At 50.9% G+C, this 24,416-nt stretch carries 21 protein-coding genes and 4 pseudogenes; 12 read left to right on the top strand and 13 right to left on the bottom strand.

Features of this window, described 5'->3' with window-relative positions:
- The 3 genes from DO97_RS15165 to DO97_RS15175 form a co-directional block, all read right to left on the bottom strand.
- On the bottom strand, positions 1-373 hold a 373-nt coding region (locus DO97_RS15165), incomplete at its 3' end, for a helix-turn-helix domain-containing protein (RefSeq protein ID WP_036534999.1).
- A 47-nt stretch (positions 374-420) separates the two neighbouring features.
- Positions 421-1,317, bottom strand: coding sequence for a hypothetical protein (locus DO97_RS15170; RefSeq protein ID WP_036535001.1), 897 nt, complete (start codon positions 1,315-1,317; stop codon positions 421-423).
- 164 nt (positions 1,318-1,481) lie between these two features.
- Complete coding sequence (locus tag DO97_RS15175; RefSeq protein WP_036535004.1) at positions 1,482-2,390, bottom strand: DNA cytosine methyltransferase; 909 nt, start codon at positions 2,388-2,390, stop codon at positions 1,482-1,484.
- Between the two features lie 136 nt (positions 2,391-2,526).
- Here DO97_RS15175 and DO97_RS15180 point away from each other — a divergent pair, with 136 nt between their 5' ends.
- Both DO97_RS15180 and DO97_RS22375 read left to right on the top strand, forming a co-directional pair.
- On the top strand, positions 2,527-2,760 hold the full coding sequence (locus DO97_RS15180; protein ID WP_036535007.1) for a helix-turn-helix domain-containing protein: 234 nt from the start codon (positions 2,527-2,529) through the stop codon (positions 2,758-2,760).
- A complete protein-coding gene (locus DO97_RS22375) occupies positions 2,760-3,557 on the top strand; it encodes an HNH endonuclease (RefSeq protein WP_072016465.1) in 798 nt (265 codons plus the stop codon). Before DO97_RS15180 ends, DO97_RS22375 begins: the two co-directional genes overlap by 1 nt.
- Before the next feature lie 499 nt (positions 3,558-4,056).
- Here the strand turns inward: DO97_RS22375 and DO97_RS15185 are convergent, their stop codons facing one another.
- Positions 4,057-4,734: a PIN domain-containing protein gene (locus tag DO97_RS15185; RefSeq protein ID WP_239651776.1), complete on the bottom strand. Its 678-nt coding sequence runs from the start codon at positions 4,732-4,734 to the stop codon at positions 4,057-4,059.
- Positions 4,735-5,311: 577 nt separating this feature from the next.
- Between DO97_RS15185 and DO97_RS15190 the strand changes: the two genes are divergently transcribed.
- Positions 5,312-6,343 carry a hypothetical protein gene (locus DO97_RS15190; protein WP_239651777.1) on the top strand — a complete coding sequence of 344 codons (1,032 nt, stop codon included), beginning with the start codon at positions 5,312-5,314 and terminating at the stop codon, positions 6,341-6,343.
- Here DO97_RS15190 and DO97_RS27820 read toward each other — a convergent pair.
- The 3 genes from DO97_RS27820 to DO97_RS25330 all read right to left on the bottom strand — a co-directional run bounded on the left by DO97_RS27820 (position 6,324) and on the right by DO97_RS25330 (position 8,162).
- Positions 6,324-6,494 carry a PIN domain-containing protein gene (locus DO97_RS27820; RefSeq protein WP_476703526.1) on the bottom strand — a complete coding sequence of 57 codons (171 nt, stop codon included), beginning with the start codon at positions 6,492-6,494 and terminating at the stop codon, positions 6,324-6,326. The two genes, DO97_RS15190 and DO97_RS27820, sit on opposite strands and share 20 nt — an antisense overlap.
- Positions 6,495-6,589: 95 nt before the next feature.
- Complete coding sequence (locus DO97_RS25325; RefSeq protein WP_204368661.1) at positions 6,590-7,588, bottom strand: CPBP family intramembrane glutamic endopeptidase; 999 nt, start codon at positions 7,586-7,588, stop codon at positions 6,590-6,592.
- Positions 7,515-8,162 (bottom strand): hypothetical protein, encoded by a 648-nt coding sequence (locus DO97_RS25330; protein ID WP_204368662.1) that lies wholly within the window; start codon positions 8,160-8,162, stop codon positions 7,515-7,517. The genes DO97_RS25325 and DO97_RS25330 overlap by 74 nt, the downstream gene beginning before the upstream one ends.
- A gap of 613 nt (positions 8,163-8,775) precedes the next feature.
- Here DO97_RS25330 and DO97_RS15205 point away from each other — a divergent pair.
- On the top strand, positions 8,776-9,591 hold the full coding sequence (locus DO97_RS15205; protein WP_052128802.1) for an EAL domain-containing protein: 816 nt from the start codon (positions 8,776-8,778) through the stop codon (positions 9,589-9,591).
- Here the strand turns inward: DO97_RS15205 and hemC are convergent.
- Complete coding sequence (gene hemC / locus DO97_RS15210) at positions 9,588-10,559, bottom strand: hydroxymethylbilane synthase (protein WP_036535009.1); 972 nt, start codon at positions 10,557-10,559, stop codon at positions 9,588-9,590. The two genes, DO97_RS15205 and hemC, sit on opposite strands and share 4 nt — an antisense overlap.
- Positions 10,560-10,980: 421 nt before the next feature.
- Between hemC and DO97_RS26820 the strand changes: the two are divergent.
- Positions 10,981-12,835, top strand: a pseudogene (locus DO97_RS26820) (chloride channel protein); the annotation flags it as partial.
- A gap of 222 nt (positions 12,836-13,057) precedes the next feature.
- On the opposite strand, the gene DO97_RS31355 reads toward DO97_RS26820, so the two are convergent.
- From DO97_RS31355 to DO97_RS24020, 3 genes and pseudogenes are all read right to left on the bottom strand, one after another.
- On the bottom strand, positions 13,058-13,567 hold the full coding sequence (locus tag DO97_RS31355; RefSeq protein WP_081980785.1) for a tetratricopeptide repeat protein: 510 nt from the start codon (positions 13,565-13,567) through the stop codon (positions 13,058-13,060).
- A gap of 90 nt (positions 13,568-13,657) precedes the next feature.
- A pseudogene (locus DO97_RS31360) lies at positions 13,658-15,071 on the bottom strand (ammonium transporter); the annotation flags it as partial.
- Between the two features lie 160 nt (positions 15,072-15,231).
- Positions 15,232-15,372 carry a hypothetical protein gene (locus DO97_RS24020; RefSeq protein WP_156120605.1) on the bottom strand — a complete coding sequence of 47 codons (141 nt, stop codon included), beginning with the start codon at positions 15,370-15,372 and terminating at the stop codon, positions 15,232-15,234.
- Between the two features lie 39 nt (positions 15,373-15,411).
- Here DO97_RS24020 and DO97_RS23285 point away from each other — a divergent pair, with 39 nt between their 5' ends.
- The 7 genes and pseudogenes from DO97_RS23285 to DO97_RS15250 all read left to right on the top strand — a co-directional run bounded on the left by DO97_RS23285 (position 15,412) and on the right by DO97_RS15250 (position 22,488).
- Positions 15,412-16,275, top strand: a complete 864-nt coding sequence (locus tag DO97_RS23285; RefSeq protein ID WP_052128803.1) for a hypothetical protein — start codon at positions 15,412-15,414, stop codon at positions 16,273-16,275.
- Complete coding sequence (locus DO97_RS23290; RefSeq protein ID WP_156120606.1) at positions 16,160-17,257, top strand: hypothetical protein; 1,098 nt, start codon at positions 16,160-16,162, stop codon at positions 17,255-17,257. The genes DO97_RS23285 and DO97_RS23290 overlap by 116 nt, the downstream gene beginning before the upstream one ends.
- A pseudogene (locus DO97_RS15230) lies at positions 17,251-18,021 on the top strand (glycosyltransferase family 2 protein); the annotation flags it as partial. The gene DO97_RS23290 and the pseudogene DO97_RS15230, both read left to right, overlap by 7 nt.
- The gene (locus tag DO97_RS15235; RefSeq protein ID WP_036535014.1) at positions 18,014-19,081 is read left to right on the top strand and encodes an NAD-dependent epimerase/dehydratase family protein; all 1,068 of its coding nucleotides are present in this window, start codon (positions 18,014-18,016) and stop codon (positions 19,079-19,081) included. The pseudogene DO97_RS15230 and the gene DO97_RS15235, both read left to right, overlap by 8 nt.
- Before the next feature lie 19 nt (positions 19,082-19,100).
- Positions 19,101-20,171 carry an NAD-dependent epimerase/dehydratase family protein gene (locus DO97_RS15240; protein ID WP_036535016.1) on the top strand — a complete coding sequence of 357 codons (1,071 nt, stop codon included), beginning with the start codon at positions 19,101-19,103 and terminating at the stop codon, positions 20,169-20,171.
- A 9-nt stretch (positions 20,172-20,180) separates the two neighbouring features.
- Positions 20,181-21,149 carry a hypothetical protein gene (locus DO97_RS15245; RefSeq protein ID WP_156120607.1) on the top strand — a complete coding sequence of 323 codons (969 nt, stop codon included), beginning with the start codon at positions 20,181-20,183 and terminating at the stop codon, positions 21,147-21,149.
- A complete protein-coding gene (locus DO97_RS15250; RefSeq protein ID WP_156120608.1) occupies positions 21,109-22,488 on the top strand; it encodes a hypothetical protein in 1,380 nt (459 codons plus the stop codon). Before DO97_RS15245 ends, DO97_RS15250 begins: the two co-directional genes overlap by 41 nt.
- Before the next feature lie 326 nt (positions 22,489-22,814).
- Here the strand turns inward: DO97_RS15250 and DO97_RS15255 are convergent, their stop codons facing one another.
- Both DO97_RS15255 and DO97_RS15260 read right to left on the bottom strand, forming a co-directional pair.
- Complete coding sequence (locus DO97_RS15255; RefSeq protein WP_036535022.1) at positions 22,815-23,315, bottom strand: hypothetical protein; 501 nt, start codon at positions 23,313-23,315, stop codon at positions 22,815-22,817.
- 334 nt (positions 23,316-23,649) lie between these two features.
- Positions 23,650-24,280: pseudogene (locus tag DO97_RS15260) on the bottom strand (ribonuclease D).
- Between the last annotated feature and the right edge of the window lie 136 nt (positions 24,281-24,416).

Raw genomic sequence — 24,416 nt, forward strand, 5'->3', positions numbered from 1 at the left:
CTTTCTTTTTCACTGGGGTGAAGCGTTTTTTTAGGGTAATTTGAAGCCTCTGGAGCATCCGAGCGGTGGTTGAGCGTCCTATCCTGACCCCAGTTGCTTGCTCCAGTTGATCGCGAAGCTCCTCTAGGGTGGCATCATTATTGGCTTCTACAAGCTGTTTTAAAACTTGGAGTTGAGGTTCATTAAGTTTAGTGGGGGTTTGGAGCGTGCGAACTTTAGGGGCAATGTCCCCACTCTGTCGATATTGCTTGAGCAGTTTGTAGATGAAGCTTAAGGCGACTCGAAAGCGCTTCGCTAGCTTTCGTTGAGAGATGCTCTCGCTGTTGTAGGTGTCGATAATTTTCTGGCGTAGATCGACCGAATAGGCTTTCATGGCAAGGAGGTGTATCGGTTCTAAATATTTTACCTCCTACCTTCTCTCTATGATTGTATCCCACTGGAGTGGGAATGGCTATATGATAAACCGACGACTATAAAACTGATAACCATAGTAGGCATAAAGTAACTGTTTGAAGGGAATAAATTTTCCCTCGCCATAACAAGAAGGCGATCAAGTTTTATGCTGTTATCAACACTATTTCCAAGAAAGCCATCTAAATTTAAAAGCTCCCTTCCTTGAACTGCTTTCACCTTGTCAACTATGTTAAACCACACAAGCATCCATATAAAGTAGAAGAGTGTTATTGAGACTTGAATAAGTGAACTTCGGAAATTTAATAAGAAACTGCCACGGACTATATTTGCCTTTAAGGCTGCTTTTATAATCTCAGTTAAATCTGATCCCCATGTCTTTTCAGTACACCTAATAGAATAGTTGACTTTAGGTACTTCCAAGTCAGTGTTAGAGAGTAAACTCAAGATCAGCGACCTATGCTTTTTTCTTTTCTTTCCGTAATCGGTATTTGCAAAAACAGATATTTCTTGTCTTTCTGGAGGTTTTCCTTTACTAAAGGTGACTAAATAACTCCAAGTAAAATTGAATCCAGTGCAGACAACAGATCTCGTCTCTTGATGGCTTATTAGGTTGCCAATTGTGTTGAACATGATTGACGAATCATCATCAAAAAACAGTTCAGCTTTGAATTCAAGTAAAAGAGCATCATGTTGACGAATGACTCTATTATCAATTTTGGAGTAAAGATCCTGTAAGTTTGTAACATTGACTTCAAATGCGCCTTCAACATATCCTTCAATCTGCTCTGGCTTACCTAACAACCCAACCATGAAATCTTTAAAGGAGTTCTCATTCAGACCAAACGTGATTGAGTCCTCTGCAAAAATCATTGGTACTGGTTGTATCTCTTGATTATCTTCCATATGCCTCATTGAAATTTGACTGAATACTCTACTCGCCAGTTTAGTTGATTTGCTTTACGGCTCTCCATTGAGAACTTACTATGGATACAAGGGTGACCTAACGACCAAGATAAGCGGCGGCAGATAAATTTTGCGTCTTCACCAAGATCTATCGACCGTCCGCTTCATCGACTTGTTAGCTGGCTGACATCTGACATTGTTTCAATTTCTAAGATTCGTCTTCCGATCCATTCGCTAATTGCAGGGACGACGGCGTTGCCAAGGAGTCTCCCTCGACGACCGTCCATCCGGGAGGAAACCCCATAAGCCTCTCCCACTCTGTCCACGTCAAGTTTCTCGCCACAGAGTATTGGTCGGTCTGAATGGCCTCCTTGATGTCCTCCAGTTTGGGCACGTAACGTGGGGCAGATGCTCTTTGCCATGGTATACCCGAAGCCGCCGCGACGTTGTACCACAAGCGGATTGTCTCCGAGAGTGCCTTGACGAAAATTGGGTCTAGTTTGCGTTTTGCTCGATTCTCTCGACGAAGTATCCCCAGACAATTCGCGACTGTCAGCAAAGAAGTGATAGGCACGTTCCGATCTAAAACTTGCGACAAAGAAGACTCTGTCTCGATTGTGGGGTAAGCCCGAATGGACAGCGTTACACGATACCCATCCCCCCAAATACCCATTCTCTTCGAGCGTGTCGATAACTGTCTCAAGAGCGGTGCCTTGTTCTGCGGAGAGCAAGCCGGGCACGTTTTCCATGACCAGCCACGCTGGATGAATTTCTCTAACCAAATCCATAAACGTGAAGAAAAGACCACTTCGCTTTCCTGCAAGTCCTGTGCGATCTGTGTTGGCAGTGCTGAGGTCTTGGCAAGGCCATCCGGCACACCACAAGTCAGAGGTAGGGATAGTTGCTGGGTTGAGGGTTGTGATGTCTTCATGTAAGGGGATATGTGGCCAGTGGCGCTTAAGGATCTTTTGGCAAAAAGGATCTATTTCACATTGAAATACGACATTCATCCCTGCTCTTTCAAAGCCAAGATCAAAGCCGCCAATGCCAGCGAAGAAGGAGGAGACACGCATATCAAAACTAGATACAGGGTCTGATAATGGGGCTAATCATAAATGATTTAGTTACCAAAAGCTACTGTAGACGATTTTCGTCTACAAATCAATCCTCTCTTAAATAACATCTCACTATGAGGTTCAGGTGTTAGCGATGGGAGACAAGCAAAATATCAGTGGAGCAAGAATTCGTCAGGTCAGGCTGCAAAATAATTTAGACCAGGTTGAATTAGCCGCCGCTCTCAATGTTGATTATGGAATCAAGCTAGAACAGTCCGACATCTCAGAGATTGAGCGTCAAGTCAGATCTCTGAAAGACTATGAACTTGATGCTATTTCCAAGGTGCTGGATATAGACCCTATCTGGTTACTACGGGGGGATAACTAATGGCAACTGAGCGGAAAAGCCGTGGGCGACAAAAGTTTTTACCTCTTGCACCTGTAAGTGAGCAAGAAGTGCCCGGAAACATCAACCGAGAAGTCTGGCTTGAGGAAGTTTGTCAAAAATTTGTATGTCCCAGTGAGGCGAATAAGTCTTACTATCGAGTGCTTTTGGAAGAACTGTGGCCTGCGGGTCATGGTATTCCAGGCCCGCGTGTAAAAGAAGAAGAACTGAGAGAAGCGATTAACCGCTTCAGAAGAAATCAGCATTTAGGCACCCAACCCTATAAACCTTACATAGATGTTTTTCGGCGCTTGCGAGAATTACAAGGCGAGGAAGGCATTACCGGGATTGGTAGAGAAGGTAAAACATACCAACTTGTGAGCCTATCCTTGAGTGAAAAGAGAGTGCCACGAATTAAGCTTTCTGATCTAGACTGGCTAAGAATCCTAGAGACTTATCAACACAGATGTCCGGTATGTAACCGATCTGAGCCAGAAGTTCGTTTTCAGCAAGACCACAAGATCCCGCGCACTAGAGGCGGAGGTAACGAACTAAGCAATTGGCAACCCCTTTGTGATGAGTGCAATAATTTCAAAAGTACATCGTGTCGTGGATGTCAATTAGAGTGCGAGATATGTAGTTGGGCTTTTCCTGAACGGTTTGCTCCACTCCGTCTATCTTCAGATAACATTTCCAGACTTAGGCAAATTGCAGCCAGCACTAACTCAGATCCTCATGATCTGCTGAACCAGATAGTGACTTGCTTTTTCCTCAATCAAGCTAGTGAAACGGGAGAATAGCATTGAACCTACGCAGTGGAGGATATGACAGAACTGCCACAACCCAGAAACGAAGCCAGCTCCTAAGAAACTAAAGCTAATCCAGCGTTAAAAGGCTTGATTGTCGCCACTTGCTTGACAGTTTCTTTTACCATGAAGGTGCGAAGCGCGTGGAGTGCTAATGGGGCGCGAGATAAGCGGAACTCCGACTTGAACGATGCGGAAGCATCGGACGACCAAGGAGTGAAGTGCAACGGAATCCGAAGGATTCTGCTTCATCGAGTAGTTGGGCAGATTGCGAGCTGAAGATTGGAGGTATAACAAACTCGATGAAGTCTCGCGCCCCATTGGGCGAGCAGGCGAGCCCCGCGAGCGATCGCCCAACGGCTCAAATCAGCGGCAGTAGAGGACTTAAAACGAAGCAGAAAGCATCTCGATCTGTCCGCTGCATTTGAATTGTTAGGCTGGTTCGCTAGTTATAGCTGGTTCCCAGTAGTTTCTAATATTTATAACATCTGGATTATTTTGCAAGCTCTTTTATTTTCTTATCGTTATAAGATACTTTGTTATCTGAAACTGTTACTGCGCCTTGTGTTGTCAATAACCTAAAAACTTCTACTGCTGCTTCAGGAGAATCTTTGAACTTATTTTTAATGCTATTAAGTAGAGTGTCTTTCCTTGCTGGTCTATTTTTACTGTAGGTGACTAGATGCATACAATATATTTTGATTGGTGAGCTTGAAACTGTAGTTTCAACTGTAGTTTTTGTAGCTTTAGTAGTAGCTTCCTTTTCTTCTTTTTTGTTGCCTATACGTTCTGCCGAACGTCCCTGACCTTTAAGTAAATTTACAACATGATCTAGGTCAGTATCATTTGAAATGATTACAAAATGTGTTTCTTTGTGTAACTGTTGCATTAAGACTCCAGCAAAAAAGCAAATACAAAAATCTGCTGCATTTTTACCACCACTTGTCATCTTAAAAATTCTTAACTTATTTGAACTCATCGTTACACTTAATGGGATGAGCCAGTCAAGAGGTATTTTTGCTCCGGTCTGTGCATAACAAATCACAACTTGTGAGAATTGTTCTAAGTTTTCTTGTAGCTGATCAATTTGGCCAGGACAATTTTCTAAGTCAATCAACAGTACTCTACCCACGTCATCATTTTTATTGGTACTTTGATTGTCCTCAATCATCGTTCTTCATGAATATAAGCTTGCAAAACAAGCTAACAAAAATGAACACCTAAACGCAACTACTCTAGCGCAACCACTCTACCGATACGCTTGCAGCAAAGTTAATCAGCCTAACTAATACTTAGATCCCATTTTGAGATCTAAGTAATCCCATGATTTATGCCCATTATTTGCGGTGCATCTTGATACATCAAGTATTTCAGGGATTTTATCATGCCTCCTCTGAGTAGCATATATATGGAAAAATTTAAATATAGAAACTCAATGGTTAACCACTGAAATCTTTACTTGCAAAGCATTTCGAGAATTATTAGAGGCAATTTTATGAGTACATATCGTCAGAATGCCATCATAACTAACAAAAATGGGGTTTTATTCACCACGCTAGCTCTCTGATCTAAGGCTACTTCATGTCCTCCTGCCAGCGCTACCCAACAGCGCTGATCAACCAGCCAGAAGATTTATTCATTGTCATTCCCCAGCGTTTACTTCATACAGCAGTTTGCGAAACAGTTAAGCACAATCCAGCAATATCACGGTATCCCTGGACTGACCCTGGCTCCGGAAAAATCTACCCTTGGATCTCCCCTCAAACCCCACCAATGTGAAATACCTGGCAACCACCTACCCGCAACGCATCCCCCAGGGACAGATCTTTATGGTGGATGGCACTGTACCGGGATGGCAACCCCAACCAGCAGATTATCACTGGGATCACCACCGCCTAGACGGAGCCCTGATCCAGATCGATGAAATGCCCCTGCCCCAATCTTTAGAACAGAGCCTGATCACAGAACTCACCATCGGTCAAGAACCCATCCTAGTTACCACCGCCGTTGATGCCGATGCCTGTATTGCCGCCGCCTGGCTGCAACTGCCCAGGCAACTTCTCCAACAGCCTGAAATCCTGGCGCGATTAAGGGCGATCGCCTTCGACTGTGATCACCTCGGTGTCCCTCCGGCACTGTCCCACCTGTCAGACTTTGCCGCCAATGCCGTTGCCACCCTTAAACTCCATAGCCAGGAGCTGGCTCAACGCCTGGGTTTATCCGGTAGTCCCAAAAACTGGACTGAGGCAGAGCAATCAGCCTTTCACGACAAATCCTTTGAACAAATTACCCAGTGGTTAATTGCCGCCGTTCACGGCGATCGCCCCTGGCCCGGAACCCAGGGAGAAGCGGCAGCTTACGGCCAGCAGATCCTGGAAGATAGCCACCTGCTTCTGGTTCAACAGCGCGTGCAATTAATTCAGGGACTGCCCGTATTTGAGATTCGCGGCATCGGCAAAGCGATCGACCCCCGCGCCTGCCTACAAGCTGGACGAACCCTATGCCCCCCTCGCCCCGAAACTTTAACCGTTCGACGGCATCGTCTGGGCGGCATTGTCTATACCCTGGGCTGCGACCCAGAACATCCCCTGGTTGGGCAACTTAACTATTGCCAGGGAACCTATCAGCAATTAACCGCCGCTGAAGTCAGGAAACAATCTACCGCGAGTACCGACCCCTGGGGAGGGCGCAGAACAGTCGGCGGTTCAGGTTGGAATACACCCTCTCTCCTCTCTCCAGAGGAAGTTGCAGAAATTCTCGTTACTCCCCTCGGGCGATAATTTCAGAGACCGGCCTCAGACCATTGCAGCCAGCTAGCTCATCCTGCACCCTATCGGGAATCACAATTCGACCATAGACCTGGGGTAAAACATGAATCTGGTCGATCAACAGCAAGTAACAGATCCCAGATGTATCTGAAACAACCAGCATATCCTGACAAAGCAGGCACTCCCCAGAGGAAAAGTGCCAGGAGAAACAAGAAAAAACAGAACGAGTGCAACTAAGACCGCAATCGCTGCCAGGGACTAGCCCGGATGGGTGCCACTCCCCAAAATGAAGAGGGTCAACAAGGTGCCACTGTTCCACAACCCATGGACCAAAATCGGGGATAGCAGATTGCGCGATCGCGTGTAGACAAAACCCAGCACCATGCCTAAGACCGTCAGGGGCAGGATTTCTGACAGACTCAGGTGGGCGATCGCAAACAAGAGGCTGCTGATGAAGATCGAGCCATTCACCGAGAGGTAGCGGGTTAACGAGGGCAGCAAAAATCCTCGAAACATCACTTCTTCAAACAGGGGAGCGGCGACGGCAGCGGTGATCAGAAAGCAGGCCATGGCAAAGCTATTTCGGCCTTCTAGGGCGATGGGCAGCAGGGGATTACTGCCCCCCCGTCCCTGCCAGATCTGATCATTCACCAGGGACACGACAATCACCAGGGGAATGGCAACCAGATAGCCGCCCAAACCCCAGGCCAGCCAGTGACCCCGGAGATTAAACCGAAACCAACCAGCCGGTAATGGCAAAAATTGCCGAATCGATAGGTACAGGATCAGGAACCCTGCCAAGCCAAAGAGGAGATAGTTCACCAGGATTAGTAGGGCCTGCGATCGCGCCCCGAAATGGGCGGTATCGAGACCCAACAAGCCAAAGCAGAGTGGCAGGACTATCTGACCCACAACAAAGAAGGTCAAAATCAATACCTGCCACACCACCTCTCCATCCCAGGGGGTAGACCAACCGAGGGCGCTATTCTGCGCCAACCAGGACTGCTGGCCTTTGATCAGACGTTGACTCACAATAACAATCAGCAGTCCAATGCCGATGATCACCCCGAGTCCGGGCATCACCGACACCAAAGCCAACTTGACCAACACTTGCTCCGCCAAGACCTGTTCCGCCTCTTGTAACGCTGCTAGTTCATCGGGGCGTTGCTGGAGTTGATAGAGTTTAGCTAGGGCTTGGTAGCGAAACCACCCCTGCAAATGGGCTTGAATTTGTGGCTCTGCATCCGGCAGTAGCATTCGGGGGGGTGCTCCAGAGTCCAATCAACACCTCAGCAATTTGGGCGGAGCTGACGGGGTCGGCAGTCTCCCTCACCTGTTGCCAGTTTTTCAGGGCAATGCCCACTTGCTGCTGCTGGGTTTGCAGCAGTCCCAACCGCACATCTAAATCATCCAGGAAGGCGACCAGTTGATTGACCACGGCCTGGAGCCGTTGCTGTTCCGGCTCCCCAGCATTGCGGGCAATTTTCAAGGGTGTTGAGTTGGGCTGAGCCTCTGCGGTCACCAGGGATTGAATCTCTGTCTGGGTTTGTTCCAGATGGGTTTGGGTCTGCTGACGAATGTCTTGGTACTGTTCCAGTGCGGATTGGAGGGGATTGGCTCCCAGAAACGTCTTTAATGCTGACTGGAGAGAGACAGCCTCGGCATCCGTCGGGGGGGCTTGCCATTCAGCAGCAGTTAACAACAGATCGGTCTGGTACAGTTCCAGGCGACTCTGAATCTGGGGTTGTTGCCAACTGCTAAGGAGCGACCAACCAAAAAGGGCGATCGCGAGTGCCGTCAATCCTGCCAGAATTACCTGCTTGACTGTCATCCCTCTCTCCGTAATGCTTCAATTCTGGGTGACGCAGCCACTGTGATCTGCTGGGCTGCGCGCCTGTAAACCATCAACAGACTCGCCTGATTGTAAGCTGTTCTGGTAGATCACGGAACGGTGCCCCACTCCCTGGGGCGCTGCCTGCTCACTGGAGGATATTCCTAACCCCCAAATGTGGGAGGTTAGGACTCGCCAACCATAGTTTCCAAGTCTTGAACCCGCTCCAGAGCCTCGCTGACCCCATCGACGGCAAAGCCCGGTATAGTATCCATGGAGGCCTCGCTCTCATTCCCTAGGGGCGACCGGAACTAAGAACCAGATTGCACCTCGTTGATCTCAGACCGAGGGAGTACTTTGTTAACGTTATAGTTGATGGCACAAGATTTTAAGAGGACGTTTTAAAAGGGTAGGCTTTAGCCTCAAATACAACTCAGAGGCGCGATCGCAAACCCTGTAACCCTGATTCTCTCGTATTAGCTTCTAAGTAGCTAGGGTGGTGAAACACACCCTGAATGACTTTTAAAACATCCTCTAAGGGGGGGGTTGATCGGTTGAAGACCCACAAAAAATCTTCACAGACCACAAATCATGAGTAGCCCAGGATCAATCTATGGTTCCCTCCGATCTTCCCCCCGTTTGCTCAGCCTGTCTTGACGGAGAGGGGCTTGATTTCGACTTTACCATGGCCTTCCAGCCGATTGTCGATCTCCATACCCTCAGTATCTTTGCTTACGAGGCGCTGGTGCGGGGAATCCAAGGGGAACCAGCGATGGCAATTTTATCACGGGTGAATGACGACAACCGCTACCGTTTTGATCAAGCCTGTCGGGTGAAAGCCATTGAACTGGCAGCCCGTCTGGGTATGGCCACGAAGCTCAGCATTAACTTCTTGCCCAATGCCGTCTATAACCCAGATACGTGTATTCGGACGACGCTGGAAGCAGCGACGCTGCATCAATTTCCCAAGGAAAACTTGATTTTTGAAGTGACTGAGGGCGAAAAAGTCGTTGACCAAGCCCATTTAGCGAAGATCATTAGCCATTACAAAAACTATGGCTTTCTCACCGCCATTGATGATTTTGGTGCGGGCTATTCGGGTCTGAATTTACTTGCCAAGTTCCAGCCAGATTTGCTCAAGCTGGATTTGGCCTTGGTACGCGATATTGACCAAGACCGAGTGACCCAGGCAATTGTCCAGGGAATTATGGGGGTGGCTGCGGCCCTCAATATTCGGGTGATTGCCGAGGGGGTGGAGACTGAGGCGGAATTGGCTACCCTACAAACCTATGGCATTTATTTGTTTCAGGGATTCCTCTTTGCCAAACCGGCTCTGGAGTCCCTGCCTGCGATCTCCGATCTAGCCCGGTATGCTAGCAAAACCCCATCGCCCAAGGGACAAGAGGGGCGGGTGTCATCACCTGATTAGTTTTCTGGACGCATTTCTGTAAAAATCTCATCCAAAATTTCTTGAGCACCCTGCTGACGTAACTGCTGAGCTAAGGTGACACCGAGTTGTTCAGCCTCGGTCACCGCTCCAACAACCCGATCCTGGATTAAACGCTGGCCATCGAGGCTAGCTACCATCCCGATCAAGGTGAGTTGATCCCCGGCGATCGCCGTATCGACCCCAATGGGCACCTGGCAGCCCCCTTCCAATGTTCGTAAGAAGGCGCGTTCAGCATGGCAACGGTAGGTACTGGGTTGGTGAGAGAGGGCTTGCAGTAACTCCAGCACTTCGGGATCTCCATCCCGACATTCAATGCCCAACGCCCCCTGACCCACGGCATGCAGCGAGACTTCAGCCGAGATTACCTGATGGATGCGATCGCCCATGCCTAAGCGCTCTAACCCAGCCACCGCTAGGATCAACGCATCATATTCGCCGCTGTCGAGTTTTTGCAGGCGGGTGTTGAGATTCCCCCGGATATCCTTAAAAGTCAGATGGGGGTAATGGTGACGGAGTTGTGCCAGTCGTCGCAGCGAGGAAGTGCCAACCACAGCCCCCGCTGGTAAGGTATCTAGCTGGCGATCGCAATGTTGAGCGTGGACAACCAAGGCATCGGCAGGATTAACCCGTTCGGTGACGCAGCCCAAGATTAGCCCTGGGGGAAGATTTGTCGGTAGATCCTTCAAGGAGTGAACGGCAAAGTCAATCTCGTTCTGGAGCATCCCCACTTCCAGCTCCTTCGTGAACAGCCCCTTGTCCCCAATTTTGGCCAGGGCAACGTCAAGAATCTTGTCCCCCTGGGTGCTCATGGTATGCACTTCAAAGCTGCGGTCTGGGAAATACTGCTGTAACTGCCCCTGTACCCAATGGGTTTGTACCAGCGCCAGCTGGCTTTTACGGGAACCGATGCGAATGGTGCGGGCAGGACTGGAGACAGAAGAGGGCATAACAACAGCGGCTAGAACCGAAAGAGTCACTTTTTCCAGTCTAGAGCATTAGAAAGGCATCAAATCGCGATCGCTGCCCTTCCCCCCTAATTCTTAGGTTTCTGAAGTAGGGAGTGCCCCATGCTCCGGGGAGATCGCGATAACGGGTTGTAAACCCCAAGCCTTGGTGCGGGGACTGGAGCTGTCGCCAGGAAGACCAAAACTCTAGTGCAAATATTTTATAGTAGAAGACTATGAGAATGATCCTGAGTAGATCTTTCCTATAGTTCCTGATTGATCCAACGCTGCATGGATGCAAGCAGATCCAAAAACCCAATGTCTAATTAGGACTTGCCGGGTTCCAGCTTGATCCCGCAAAATATAAGATAAGAGACAAAAGTTAAAGCTTCATCTAATTTTCTTCTATATACGTAATACGTAAATGACTGCCAGCCACACCTCCGATGTGCTGCTGCCAGGGCAGCCATCTTTGCCTGTATCTGCATCCCTTCCCTCCCCCTTTCTCCCCCGTCCCGCCCTGTCCCCCGACGCCATCGTCCTGATGCTGGCCGTTGCAATTGGCACTGCTACGGGGCTAACTGTGGTGATCTTTCGCCTGCTGATTACGGCCATCCATTCCTGGATGTTGGAAGACTTAATGGGAGTGGTCGCTGTTTATGGCCCCCAAACCTTAGCCTGTGTTCCCATCCTGGGGGGAATCTTGGTGGGGTTGATGCGCTGGCGGTTACGAGACTTTAATGCCAGTCTGGCCACCCTGGTAGCGGCGGCCAAGGGGATTCAAGATTTATCTCCCCTGCAACCCTTGACCAAACTGCTGGCAGCGGCCATTTCCCTGGGAACCGGGGCATCCCTAGGGCCAGAGGGGCCGAGTGTGGAAATTGGTGCTTACTTTGGCACCTGTCTGGGGCAAATTCTGCAGGTTTCTCAAGAGCGCCAGCGGTTATTGCTAGGTGCCGGTGCCGCCGCAGGGCTGGCAGCCGGATTTAATGCGCCCATTGCTGGGGTGTTCCTGGCGTTGGAGATTGTCCTAGGCACTTCCTTTGCGACGTCAGCAGCGAGCATCTTGCTACTGGCGGCAGTGGTGGCGGCTCTGATCGCTCAGATTGGGCTGGGCGGCCAACCCGCGTTTACCTTGCCTGTCTACGAAGTCCGCAGCCTCTGGGAGTTGCCCCTTTATCTCGGGTTGGGGTTGCTGGCATGCTTGGTGTCCATTGCCTACACCGAGTCAATTCAAGTGGCTCAACGTCTTTTTCGGGGGGATATCCCCTTTCTGCGGAGCATGGGACGGATTCCCCTCCCCTTGCGCCCCATTCTTGGAGGAGCCTGTGTGGGATTGGTGGCCTTACAGTGGCCGCAGATTTTGGGCATTGGCTATGAGACGGTGGAGACCATGCTTCAGGGGGTGCCCTTTTCCCTGGGCTTATTGTTGGTGCTGCTGGTGGTCAAGCTCCTGATGACGGCAATGAGTCTGGGGAGTGGTCTGGTCGGTGGGATTTTTGCCCCAGCGCTGTTTTTGGGAGCATCCCTGGGAGCAGCTTATGGTCAGTTCCTAGCGACCATCTTGCCCCATAGCTTGGTGGCAATTGCGGCTCCCCCGTGCCTATGCCATGGTGGGGATGGCGGCAGTTCTTGCGGGTAGTGTCCGGGCTCCGCTCACAGCGATCCTACTGTTATTTGAATTGACACGGGACTATCGGATTGTGCTACCACTGATGGCGGCGGTGGGTTTGAGTGCCTGGTTGGTGGAACGCTGGCGACCGGCTGCTACCCAGGAGGCCAATCGCCAACCTTTGGGCTTAAATGTTGAGAAAAATACCGATCCGGAAACCCTCAAACGAGTGACGGTGTCGGAGGTCATGTGCCATCAGCCCTTACTGTTGTCCAGCACCGTCTCGGTATTAGAGGCTGGGAAGCGGCTGATGGATTACCCTGCCTATACGGCACTGGTTATGGATCAGACGGAACAACTACTGGGAATTGTCACCCTGAATGACATTGGTCGGGCGATCACCTTGGGGGGAGAACAGCCCCCGATGGGTCTGCATCCGGATGCCTTGTCTGAACAGACGGTGGGGCAGATCTGCACGACGGAACTGCTGGTTGCCTATGAAAATGAACCGATTGTGGATGCGATGACTCGCATGGCCACCCGAAACTTACACCAACTCCCTGTGGTCAGTCGGGGTAACCCTCAGCGGGTTCTGGGTCTCTTGACCCGCGAGGCCATTGATCTGGCAAAACGAATGGCTGCGACCCGAGAAGCAATGCAGCACTACACATCCAGACTCACTGCTTTGTCTGAAACAGCAGCGGCAGAGCTACCATTGGCTCTGCCACTCCGCCTGAAAACAGAAAATCCAGGTTTATCCACCAGGGAGCCTGAACTCGATCACCGACTGGAAAACAAAGAATTTATCTCCCGCAATTGATCGAAGGTGTGGGTTAAATTCTCTTCCCGATCCTCTAGGGTCTCAAAAACTGGACGATGTTGGCTGGCTTCAAAAAAAGGCGCGACTACAGCGTTCTTTAATTTCAGGAGGGCGTGAGGCAATCGAAGCCATGAAAGCCACGGTTGCAGAGCGATCGACCCCTTCCCCGGAACTGCTAAATTCATCAGCAGTCAACCCGTCGGGACTATCCTCAATCTGGCCAGAGAGATCGGTGCCTGAGTCAGTAGCTGCGGATAACAGTAAGGCACCTTCCTCAACTTGGGCAATGAACTCTCGGTAGATATTGACGGCTAGGGTATCCAGGTTGGCTTCGATCAGGGTACTGCCTAGCCGGAGAAACCCTTTCACAGACTTGGGGTCCGCTTCCAGCATTTGTACATACACCCCCACGGCATCCCGGATCCTGCCCACTCGCTTTAGGGCTGCAGCCAGATTATTGTAGTAAGAAATCTTGGTGGCATTGATCTGAATTGCTTGATTGTAGTACTGAATCGCCGCTTCAAAATCTCCCGCTTTCGCAAGGTCATTGCCACTGTTGAATAAGGCTACATCTGTCATCTGACCGGATACCGCCACAGGGTAAGTGGGATGCAGGGGTGGCTGGGTCGCCAATAGCGCCTGATTAGTGTAGTAAGCCTCATCCCGATAGGGCAAGACATCCGGCCAAACCGATGCCCCATGTTCATAGACATCAATGCCAACGATGTCGGCGGTGGGATGCACCCGCAGATGTCCCCATGCCTTGAGGCCACTAAACATCACATAGGAAAATATCGCCGTAAAAAGGACGATCGCAACCACTCCCAATAGCTGGACTCCCAGAAGGTCGAAGCCTCCCCCAAGGAACAGACCGGACTTCTTCGTCATCGTCAGTTCTGCTTGCCCAAATAAACCCACCGAGAGGGCACCAAACATCCCACAAGCGCCATGAACCCCAAAGGCTCCCACGGGGTCATCAATTTCAATGCTCTCAATAAAATCAACCACTACCAGCACTAGAACACCTGCCACCCCACCGATGACGACGGATGCCCACGGCATCACATAGGCGCAGGGAGCTGTGATCGCCACCAGCCCCCCCAAGGAGCCGTTGATCGCACAGAACAAATGCCACTTGCCAGTGCGGTAATAGATGTAGATTGCAGAAGACATTGCCCCTGCTGCCGCCGCCATGGTGGTGTTGACGACAACTAAGCTGGTCAGACCGGGGTTGGCCATACTTAGGGTCGATCCGGGGTTGAAGCCGTACCATCCGAACCAGAGAATAATTGCCCCTGCAGCCGCGTAGGCCAGGTTATGGGGAACTGGAGGCTGTCCCCAGGGGCCACGGTTGGCTCGGGGGCCAAGTAAAAAAGCTCCCACGATCGCGGTCCAGCCGCCAACGGCATGCACCACCGAGCTACCGGCAAAATCGTGGTAGCCCATCTTGAACAGCCAGCCGCCGCTATTCCAGGCCCAATGAACCACAATGGGGTAGCTAATCGCCATCATGATGTTGCTGTAGATTAGATCACCCATAAAGTCGGTGCGCTCTGCCATCGCCCCCGTGGTGATGGTGCTAGAGGTAGCAGCAAAGGCAAACTGGAAGAAAAACAGTGCCAAGGTGTTGACATTGGCAGTTGATCCTCCAGACCCCATGGCATAACTCAGAGCGCCATCCTTAAAGGTAATGGCATTGCTGAGAAAGAAGTTATCGCCACCGATTAGACCCAAATCACCGACGCTGGTGCCAAAGGCAAGGCCAAAGCCTATGGCCCACCAGGCAATCACCGTAACCCCTGCATCAATAAAATTCTCAAACAGCGTATTCACCGCCGAAGTCTGACGTACCAGCCCCGCTTCCAATAACGCAAAACCGAGCTGCATAAAAAAACACTAAGAACCCTGCAATCAACGTCCAGGTGGTGTCAATTGAAATCTCGAGATTGGTTGCCTGGGCAGCTACTGCATCTAGGGTCACGGGATCGGCTGCTTGAACCACTGTGGGTGCAAAGATAGCAAACACCAATGAGCCGATCGCCAGTGCCAGCAGACGATGCCATAATCGACTGCGTCTAAACATTTTAGAGTCTCCTCCCACGAAAGAATCACGTCCCCTGTGCTGAAGCATGCCCCTGAGTGACAGCCAATATCAGTTGGCTATATTTTTAGACAAAATGCTTAAGGGGTTATTATGACGGCTGGGAATGGTGGAGATAAGTATTCAAAAATACCACTCAAAATCAGACTTCTGGGTAACTCCGCAGCTGTGATGCTCGCTGTTCAACAGCCCCAGAATTGCTGCCAACGACACCGCTATAGGCTCCCTGTCGCCATGGACGGGCTGCGACCCCATCGGCTATGATCGCTGACGGCAGAACCATGCCACCATCTCCGAACCCAGTCTCGATGCCCCCTTCCCCATGCAACCGCTCCGAATACTGAGGCTGAAACTGGCAGGATGGCGGTGGTTAGGCGTCGTTGTTTGGGGTTTTTACCTGATTCCGATCCTGATGCTGCTGTGGTTTGTGGCTCACTTCAGTGTCAATGTTCCCTTTGGGGACGACTGGGAACTGATCCCCCTCTTTGAAAAGGTTGCCACGGGCACCGTGAGGGTTCAGGATTTGTTCGCACCTCACAGCGAACATCGTATGGTGTTTCCCCGCCTGCTGTTTCTAGCGATCGCCTTTGGATCTCACTGGAATCTTCAGGTGGAATTGTGCCTGAACATATTTCTGGCCATGCTGACGTTTTTGGCGATCGCCTGTCTAGCTCGACAACAAACTGCGGGGGGGTATCACCGCGCTTTGCACCTCGCCAATCTGCTGTCCTGTGGTTTCCTCTTTTCCTGGGTACAGTGGGAAAACTGGCTCTGGGGCTTTCAGATTGCCTGGGTTTTTAATCAATGCCTGTGTTGTCGGTGCCATTTTTGTCCTGGCCTCTCCCTCCCTGGGGCAGCCAACATTGAGAATTACTGTCGCTGCGACCTTATGCGGGATTGCCAGCTTTTCTTCCGCCCATGGACTGCTGTCTTGGTTAGTAGTGATACCCTCGCTGTGGAACTTGGATCTATTAACCCAGAAGCGAAATCAGAAGCAACTTGGGGAGCAAGGGTCACCGGTTCACAGTGGTTCACCGACCCAGACTGCGCTCCAAGCATCCCCCCGATTGTTGGTCTGGTTAGGGCTCTTCCTCACCTGTGTATGGCTCTACTCCCTGGAGTACCATTCACCCTCGGGACATCCCAGTTTGTTCTATGTGCTGCAAACCCCCTTGGCGGCGGCTGAGTATTTCCTGGCACTGTTGGGTTCTCCCTTTGCCAAGGCAGCTCCCCAGGCAGCCTTGCTAGGGGTAGTCCCCTTGGTGATGTGGGGGAGCTTTGCCCTCCTGAGTTGGCAGCAGAGGGCTTCTCGCTTCCGCATTCAGGCTGCCCCCTGGCTGTCTCTGGGGTTATTCCCCCTGCTGTTTGCCCTCCTAGTAACGGTGGGACGCGCTGGGTTTGGCCTTGATCAGGCGACTTCATCCCGCTATACCACCCCGGCAATGCTGTTAGTCGTGGCGGTGATTCAACTCTGGCGGCTATGGCTGATGGAGTTTCCCCACACCCAACGCCAATATCGGCTGTGGACTCGGGTGGCGACGCTTTTGGCGGCACTGCTGATTTATAGCTGGGTGCTGGGATCTGGGGAAGCCCTGACAGACGGTCGGCGGGTGGCTTTGGAACGAGCCACGGGTAAAGCGTGTCTAGAGGTGTTACCGCTGTTGGTGTCCAATTCCAATACCGATCGCTGCTTACAGACTCTTTATCCCGCCCCAGGTGTGGTGCGGCAACGGATGGAAACACTACAGCAGCTCGGATGGCGGAGCTTTCTGACCGCCATGGCCTGGAGTCCCCACCCCACCCAGACCTACGGCTATATCGATCAACCCGCCACAACCTCCCAGCCGATGCTGATCCGCCCCCCCCACCCACTCACCCTGGCAGGGTGGGCGATTCTCCCCAATTCAGATCAGCAACCTGTTGTCTTCTTTACCCAAAATGCTCAGAAAGTTTTCTTTGCAGTGGCCAGGGGAGGGATGGACAGTCCAGATGTGGCCAAAGCCCTTGGGTCTGCCCGTTATGGGCGATCACGATGGGAGGCAGAAATACTTACAGGAACTTTACCCTTGGCGCCAACAGTCATTAACGCTTGGGTGTATGATTCTAACCAGCAAAAGTTTGTCAAGCTCAAGGGTGAACCCCAAATTAAGGTTGTGGAGGAGTCGTGAAACTTTCCGTTGTGATACCCGCACATAATGAAGAGGGTTGCCTGTATTCAACCGTTAGTCATCTTGTTTCCACCCTAGAAGCAGAGGGGATTCGTCACGAAGTTGTCATTATTAACGACAACAGTACGGATCAAACCCCAGGGATTTGTCAAACCCTTGCCGACGAGTTTAAAACCGTGCGACATGTTGATAACCAACCCCCCAATGGGTTTGGCTTTGCGGTGCGGCGGGGACTGGTAGAATTTCGCGGCGATGCCGTCGCCATCATGATGGCGGATGCCTCTGATGACCCCAAAGACTTGGTGAAAGCCTACTGGAAACTACAAGAAGGCTTTGACTGTGTGTTTGGCAGTCGCTTCAATAAAAATGCGGTGGTCGTTGATTATCCCTGGCACAAACTGGTGATTAACCGTTGGGCGAACTGGTTTGTGGATAAACTATTTAGGCTGCATTACAACGACGTTACCAATGCCTTTAAGGTCTACCGCCGGGAAGTGATTGAGGGTATCCAACCGATCCTGAGTCACCACTTTAACCTCACGGTTGAGTTACCGCTGAAAGCGATTGTGCGAGGATTCAGCTACGCGGTGATCCCCATGAACTGGTACAATCGAAAGACTGGCATCTCCAAGCTAAAAATCAAAGAAATGGGGAGTCGCTATCTATTTATAGTGCTCTACGTCTGGCTAGAGAAGCACTTATCCCGTGGAGATTATCACCGCAGTAAATATCTCGTCCCCACGAAGAAGAAGTTGAATGCCTGAGCAAGTATTGATTTTGGGCGGGGCAGGCTTTATCGGTAGCTCACTGGCTATTGGATTGAAAGCTCGCCACCCAGACTGGAAAATCCTCTGTCTCGATAATCTCCGACGTCGAGGCTCAGAGCTAAATCTCTCGCGGTTCAAAGTCGCTGGGATCGAGTTTATTCACGGGGATATTCGCTCCCTCTCCGATTTAGACCCAACGGTATTACAGGTTGATACCATCCTCGATTGTTCGGCGGAACCTTCAGTGTTAGCGGGGTTTTCCTCGCCCCAATACGTGTTGCAAACCAACCTCGTGGGGACAATGAATATCCTGGAGCTAGCCCGCCAGGTTCGAGCCCGGTTGCTGTTTCTCTCCACCAGTCGGGTGTATCCGATTGCACCCCTAACGACCCTGAAGTTGGTGGAGGAATCCACCCGGTTTGCCCTAGCGGCGGAACAGTCCGTCTCCGGCATCTCCAGTGCGGGAGTCAGTGAAGCCTTTCCCCTCGCGGGGCATCGTTCTCTCTACGGTGCTACCAAGTTGGCTTCCGAACTCTTGATTGAGGAGTACCGAGCTGCCTACGACATGCCCGCGATTGTGAATCGCTGCGGGGTAATTACCGGCCCCTGGCAGATGGGCAAGGTAGATCAGGGGGTGTTTGTGTTGTGGATGGCAGCTCATTTCTTTAAGAAATCCTTGAGCTACATCGGCTTTGGAGGCACGGGTAAACAAGTCCGTGACTTGCTCCATGTCAATGACCTGCTGCGGTTAATTGACTATCAATTGCTCAACTTTGCCGACCTTGATGGCAGTGTCTTGAATGTGGGCGGAGGTATCCAGGGCAGTTTATCCCTGCTTGAGACCACCCAACTGTGCCAGAAAATTACCGGCAACACCATTCCCATCCGCCCGGAACTGACGGAGCGAGTTGGGGATGTGCCACTGTTCATTACCGATGCCGCCCAGGTGATCGCAAAAACGGGATGGCAGCCAGAAATGACGCCAGAACGCACCCTTCAGGATATCTACGATTGGATATCCGAGCATGAGAACGCCCTACGTCCTGTCTTGTCTTGAAGGAAGGAATTCAGAAATCATGGCTATTGTTCTGATCACAGGTTCAGCCGGATTGATTGGTTCAGAATCAGTCCACTTCTTTGCCCGGTTGGGGCATCAGATTGTTGGCATCGATAATGATCTGCGCTCCTTCTTCTTTGGTGCCAGTGCCTCAACGGTTTGGAACCGCGATCGCCTCCAGGAGACCTACGGGGAGCAGTACCGCCACCACAACATTGACATTCGCAACCAGGAGCAGATTGAGGGGCTGTTCCAGGAGTACGGCTCGGACATTGCCCTGATTATCCATACCGCCGCCCAGCCCTCCCATGATTGGGCAGCCAGCGATCCCCACACCGACTTTACCGTCAATGCCAATGGCACCCTGGTGTTGCTGGAAGCAACCCGCAAGTTCTGCCCAGATGCGGTGTTCATTTTTACCTCTACCAATAAGGTCTACGGGGATACCCCCAACTTCTTGCCCCTTCAAGAACTGGAAACACGCTGGGAAATTGCAGCGGATCATCCCTTCTTCATTGGCATTGATGAGTCGATGTCTATTGACAATTCTAAACACTCGTTGTTTGGAGCCTCTAAGGTGGCAGCAGATATTTTGGTGCAGGAGTATGGCAAGTATTTCGACATGAAGTGTGCCAGCTTCCGGGGCGGCTGTTTAACGGGGCCTGCCCATTCTGGGGCCAAGTTGCATGGCTTTCTGGCCTACTTGATGAAATGCACCCTCACAGGGGAGTCTTATACTATCTTTGGCTATCGGGGCAAACAGGTGCGGGATAACATCCACAGTTATGACTTGGTGAATGCCTTCTACCATTTCTATCAGCATCCTCGAAGGGGTGAGGTCTATAACATTGGGGGTTCCCGACACAGCAACTGTTCGATGCTAGAGGCGATCGCCATTTGTGAGGAGCTGTCGGGGAAGAAACTGCAATATAGCTACACCGAGGATAATCGCTCTGGAGATCACATCTGGTACATCTCCGATGTAGGGAAATTCCAGTCCCACTACCCAGAATGGCAGTATAAATACAACTTGCGAGACATTCTAGTAGACATCTACCAAGCACAGGTCTCTCGGGTTGTGGAGAGCTGACCTCAGCTGATGCGGCCTTTGCCACCTTTGCGGCGATGCGTTCCCTGGATCTCGGCTATTCTGGTCGCGATCGCCGGTCTAGTAATGCTTCTGGGAATTTCTACCCTGAGGAGTGATCAGCTGTTGGTGCCGTCGAACCAACCTTGGTCAGTGGTGGGACAGTTTAAAGCCAACAGTGCCTTTCCCTTTGAAGAACGGGGATATCGGGTGCTACGAGAACAGCGACAAGACCCAGGCTTGCTCCTCTGGGGTTCCTGGCTAGGGGACGATCGCCTCACGGGTAGACTGATCTCTCCGATGTTTAAAGCACCGCTGATCCTCAAGCTCTACATTGCGGGTTATCCCAACGGCGAGGGGAACCAATTACTGTTAGAACGCCAGGATACCCATGCCCAACTGGCGCTAAAGTTGTTGCGTCCTGCAACCGAGAAGTGGCTGGATACCCGCTGGTTGCTGCCCCTCGATTGGCAGGGAAAACCAACACGGTTGGTAGCGGTGGATGGTTCCCAGACCCACGGGGGGTGGCTGGGGATTAGTTCCCCTCTCCAGTCCAATGGCTTCAGTTGGCTGCAATTTCAATTGCCGATGCTGGTGATCCCCCCCTTGTACCTGCTGCACTTTCTCTTATTTCTGGTGCCTGGTTTAGGGCTGGCAATCTGGCTCCGGCAACACCACCCCTATCCCAACTCCTGGCTGGTGATGGTGGGGGTGCTGTGGAGTTCACTCCTGGGCTATCTAGGCTTCTGGATCTATTTCCTCAACTATATCCTGGGCTTTCTCTTTAGTCTGGGGATAATCCTGACTAGTGGGATCGTGCTGGGGCAGTCGGTGCGGCATCGATTTCCAGGCTCCGAGCGCAGTCAATCCTGGAGACTCCCCACGGATATCCTTGTGCCCTTGCTGCTGATGTTCTGTACGGGGTTAGTTTTATCTAGGGGTGCTCTATGCCCACACCGAACCGTCGGTGAAACTGGATGAACTGATTCAGGTCAGGTTTTTTGATGATTTTCCGGGGGATAACATTATCCCTCGCATGTTTGCGGAGCGGCTCTACAAGGGCATAGATCCCCGCCATCTCCATGGAGACTGGCAGAGTAGCGATCGCCCGCCCTTGCAGGCGGGAATGATTCTGTTACAACGCCCCCTGATGAATTTGACCCATTGGAGTGGGGGGTTACAGTACCAAATCCTGGCCACGATTATCCAATGCAGTTGGGTACCTGCAACCTGGTCGTTGTGTCGAGCATTGTGTCTGCCTCGGCGTATCCTGGCAATGGTGCTGGCATTTAGTATCTTTTCGGGTTTCTATCTCTTTAACAGTCTGTTTGTCTGGCCGAAATTTCTTGCTGGAGCCTTAACCATTCTGGCGGTGACGATACTGGTGACGCAAATTCGCCGGGGTCAACGTCCCACTTGGCTTCAGGTCATTCTGGGGGCGATCGCCCTGGCCTTGGGGTTGTTGGCCCACGGGGGCGTGGTGTTTACGATGCCGATCTTGTTTGTCGCCTTGCTGGTGCCTGCCTACTTCCCTGGCTGGCCACGGGCGATCGCGGGGTTAGCCCTGTTATCACTGCTGGTTGCCCCGTGGAGTGCCTATCAGAAATTCTATGAACCGCCGGGAAATCGCTTAGTGAAATGGCATCTTGGCGGGGTGATTCCCATTGATCACCGTTCTACTTGGCAGACGATTCGGGACTCCTATCAAAAGCTGACCTTCCCCCAGGTGCTGAGTCATAAATGGGACAATGCCAAAACCTTGCTGGGGAGTTGGCGGATTTCAAGACCTAATTGGCGGCAACTGGGCGATCGCTCGACGTTTAATACGTGGCGAGAAGAAGAGTTTTTCTATGTCTTCAAAGCCCTGGGGATTTTGAACCTAGGTTGGCTGCTGGCATTGCGTCCCATTCCAGCAAGAATGCGTCGCCAACGATATGAACGTCAATTCGTCTGGCTGCTGTTAGGGGCGGGGTTATCTAGTTCTCTGGTGTGGATTCTAGCGATGTTTGGGCCGGGAACCACCGTTATTCACCAGGGTTCCTATGCCACCATGACCTTGCTGTTTGTAGGCTTGTCAATCCTGATGAGTCGCTTGCCTCAATGGCTGGCAGCGTTACTCTTAGGAATCCACATTGCTTCCTTTTTTGTGATTTGGATTCTGACCACTCCCAATCTTCCCGCCCATACGCTCCTGGGAGCTCCTAATTTCTTGGCAATCCTGATAGCAGTTTTAGCAACGGTTGGTATGGTTAAAATTTTGAGTGATCTAGCCCATACTGGCGCGATTACAGGATCGCTCAACCTCTCTAGGGGCGGATAAAAACCCTTGATTGTGAATCTCCTAGAAGTCAGATTCCTCGTCTGCTTGCGGCGTTGAAAATAAGCGGAGTTTTAGCGCTCCGCCTCTTTTACTCAGTTACGCCACCAGTAGCTTGAGCGCACAAACCAAAGGGAGAAAAATACAAAAAAGATCGATGAATTACTGCTACTTATTTCCTGTAGGAAACAAGCTTACAAGGAAGGGTAAGTATAGTAAAATCCCCTTCTTTGTAAGCTTGGTAGCGATCGCGGTACATTGAAGTGTCAGGGAACTTGTATCTATTGCAGATAAAGTGGGGGAATTATTTCCCAACCAAGCGCTAAAGCCTAATGCACTAATGAGGTGGCAGCTCGATCCCATGCATCCTTGACCGCATGTTTAGCTTTTTCCCATGTTAGATTTCCGCTCTGCTTCGCTTCATAATCACGCTGTAAATCTGACTCAATATCGCTGTAACCTCGACCACTATGTCCATACTGGGCATATCCTTCATAGCCCGTTCGATAGGCAAGTTGATAATCTTCGTAGCTTGTCCCTGCCTCAACGTAAGGACGAGAACTATAGTTCTCCCGCCAATGATTATCTTCTAAAGTAGGATTAATATGCTCAGCTGTGCTCTTACCAGCTAAACCCCCAACCACAGATCCGACCACCGCCCCAACTACAGCTCCAACTGGACCAGCAACTACACCACCAACCACTGTGGCTACAGTACCAGCACCTGCGGCTCCCACACCTGTTCCCAAGGGATGTGCTCCTGGTTCTCCAGAAATTGGATCACGGTTAGCATTGATTTGATCGGGGGAATTTGTATTCTCGTGATTCATAGTTCCTTTTCCTCCACTTTGGCAGTTGAATAGTTGCGACTTTTAACGCTGATACTATTCTCTTTTCTGATTTCTGGTATTACTGTGACAGGCGGTTAATTGATTTCTTGTATGACATGGGTGAATTGGTTTAATACGATATAAAATGTGACTGGAGATGCACTCTAGAAGCTGATCAATATTCAAAATACAGCGACGTGCAAAGTTAACCTGGATTGATCACCAGCGTCATTCAGGGGCGTTTGCAAGAGAGAATTGGAAGAGGATGATGCTCTACCCTACCAACTCCCTGCCATCCGTGAGGATCTCCAAAAATAATCTAACCGTGCTAGAGCTAATGCTCAAACACACCCTGGTAGAGCAACAAATCTAAAGACACCAGGGTGGGCAAACACTGGAAACAATCCTGAGCCAGTTGCCAGCGATCCTCCCGTTGCAGCATCCCGATCAGCTTTTCTCGAAGGCTCAATAGATAGCGCACATCATTGGCGGCATAGCGTAATTGGGCTGGAGATAAAGCTGCCGCATTACCCCAATCGGAACTTTGCGAGCTTTTGTCTAGTTCTACCTGTTCCAGCTCCATCACCAACTCCTTGAGTCCATGTCTGGGGGAGTAGGTACGGGCGAGTTTACTGGCAATTTTGGTGCAAAAAAGAGGCTTGACTTCAATGTTGAGATGGTGGCGAAACGCTGCCACATCAAACCGAGCATAATGGAAGACTTTGACGACTGTGGGTGCGGTCATCAAGGCTTTTAAATCGGGGGGCACTGGTTTGTCCTTGTTGAATTCTTACCACTGTTACCTTGCCCTGGGGATCACACAACTGCACCAGACAGAGGCGATCGCGATGCATCAGTAAGCCCATAGTTTCCGTATCTACTGCGATCGCCGCCGCCGAGAGGTACTGGGTAAGCATCTGATCGCTCAGATCGCGATCGCAAATCTCAAAGTCTTCAAATTCCATAAAGGGTAAGTCCGTTAAGTTGAAATCATTCCTGGGGAAGCTTGCTTTCTAAGCAACTAGATTTTTACTAAGCATATATTCTCGCTAACTAGAACCGTTGCTTTCACCCTAAAGGTGCGAAGCGCGTGGATTGCTA

Source organism: Neosynechococcus sphagnicola sy1 (assembly GCF_000775285.1).
Taxonomy (GTDB): Bacteria; Cyanobacteriota; Cyanobacteriia; order Neosynechococcales; family Neosynechococcaceae; genus Neosynechococcus; species Neosynechococcus sphagnicola.

Excerpts from the sequence above, each read along its gene's own strand:
- DO97_RS15170 (WP_036535001.1), bottom strand. The coding sequence starts at position 1,317 with ATGGAAGATAATCAAGAGATACAACCAGTACCAATGATTTTTGCAGAG.
- DO97_RS15175 (WP_036535004.1), bottom strand. The coding sequence starts at position 2,390 with ATGCGTGTCTCCTCCTTCTTCGCTGGCATTGGCGGCTTTGATCTTGGC.
- DO97_RS15180 (WP_036535007.1), top strand. The coding sequence starts at position 2,527 with ATGGGAGACAAGCAAAATATCAGTGGAGCAAGAATTCGTCAGGTCAGG.
- DO97_RS22375 (WP_072016465.1), top strand. The coding sequence starts at position 2,760 with ATGGCAACTGAGCGGAAAAGCCGTGGGCGACAAAAGTTTTTACCTCTT.
- DO97_RS15185 (WP_239651776.1), bottom strand. The coding sequence starts at position 4,734 with ATGATTGAGGACAATCAAAGTACCAATAAAAATGATGACGTGGGTAGA.
- DO97_RS27820 (WP_476703526.1), bottom strand. The coding sequence starts at position 6,494 with ATGCTGGTTGTTTCAGATACATCTGGGATCTGTTACTTGCTGTTGATC.
- DO97_RS25325 (WP_204368661.1), bottom strand. The coding sequence starts at position 7,588 with ATGCTACTGCCGGATGCAGAGCCACAAATTCAAGCCCATTTGCAGGGG.
- DO97_RS25330 (WP_204368662.1), bottom strand. The coding sequence starts at position 8,162 with ATGACAGTCAAGCAGGTAATTCTGGCAGGATTGACGGCACTCGCGATC.
- DO97_RS15205 (WP_052128802.1), top strand. The coding sequence starts at position 8,776 with ATGGTTCCCTCCGATCTTCCCCCCGTTTGCTCAGCCTGTCTTGACGGA.
- hemC (WP_036535009.1), bottom strand. The coding sequence starts at position 10,559 with ATGCCCTCTTCTGTCTCCAGTCCTGCCCGCACCATTCGCATCGGTTCC.
- DO97_RS31355 (WP_081980785.1), bottom strand. The coding sequence starts at position 13,567 with ATGACAGATGTAGCCTTATTCAACAGTGGCAATGACCTTGCGAAAGCG.
- DO97_RS24020 (WP_156120605.1), bottom strand. The coding sequence starts at position 15,372 with ATGGTTCTGCCGTCAGCGATCATAGCCGATGGGGTCGCAGCCCGTCCA.
- DO97_RS23285 (WP_052128803.1), top strand. The coding sequence starts at position 15,412 with ATGCAACCGCTCCGAATACTGAGGCTGAAACTGGCAGGATGGCGGTGG.
- DO97_RS15235 (WP_036535014.1), top strand. The coding sequence starts at position 18,014 with ATGCCTGAGCAAGTATTGATTTTGGGCGGGGCAGGCTTTATCGGTAGC.
- DO97_RS15240 (WP_036535016.1), top strand. The coding sequence starts at position 19,101 with ATGGCTATTGTTCTGATCACAGGTTCAGCCGGATTGATTGGTTCAGAA.
- DO97_RS15245 (WP_156120607.1), top strand. The coding sequence starts at position 20,181 with ATGCGGCCTTTGCCACCTTTGCGGCGATGCGTTCCCTGGATCTCGGCT.
- DO97_RS15255 (WP_036535022.1), bottom strand. The coding sequence starts at position 23,315 with ATGAATCACGAGAATACAAATTCCCCCGATCAAATCAATGCTAACCGT.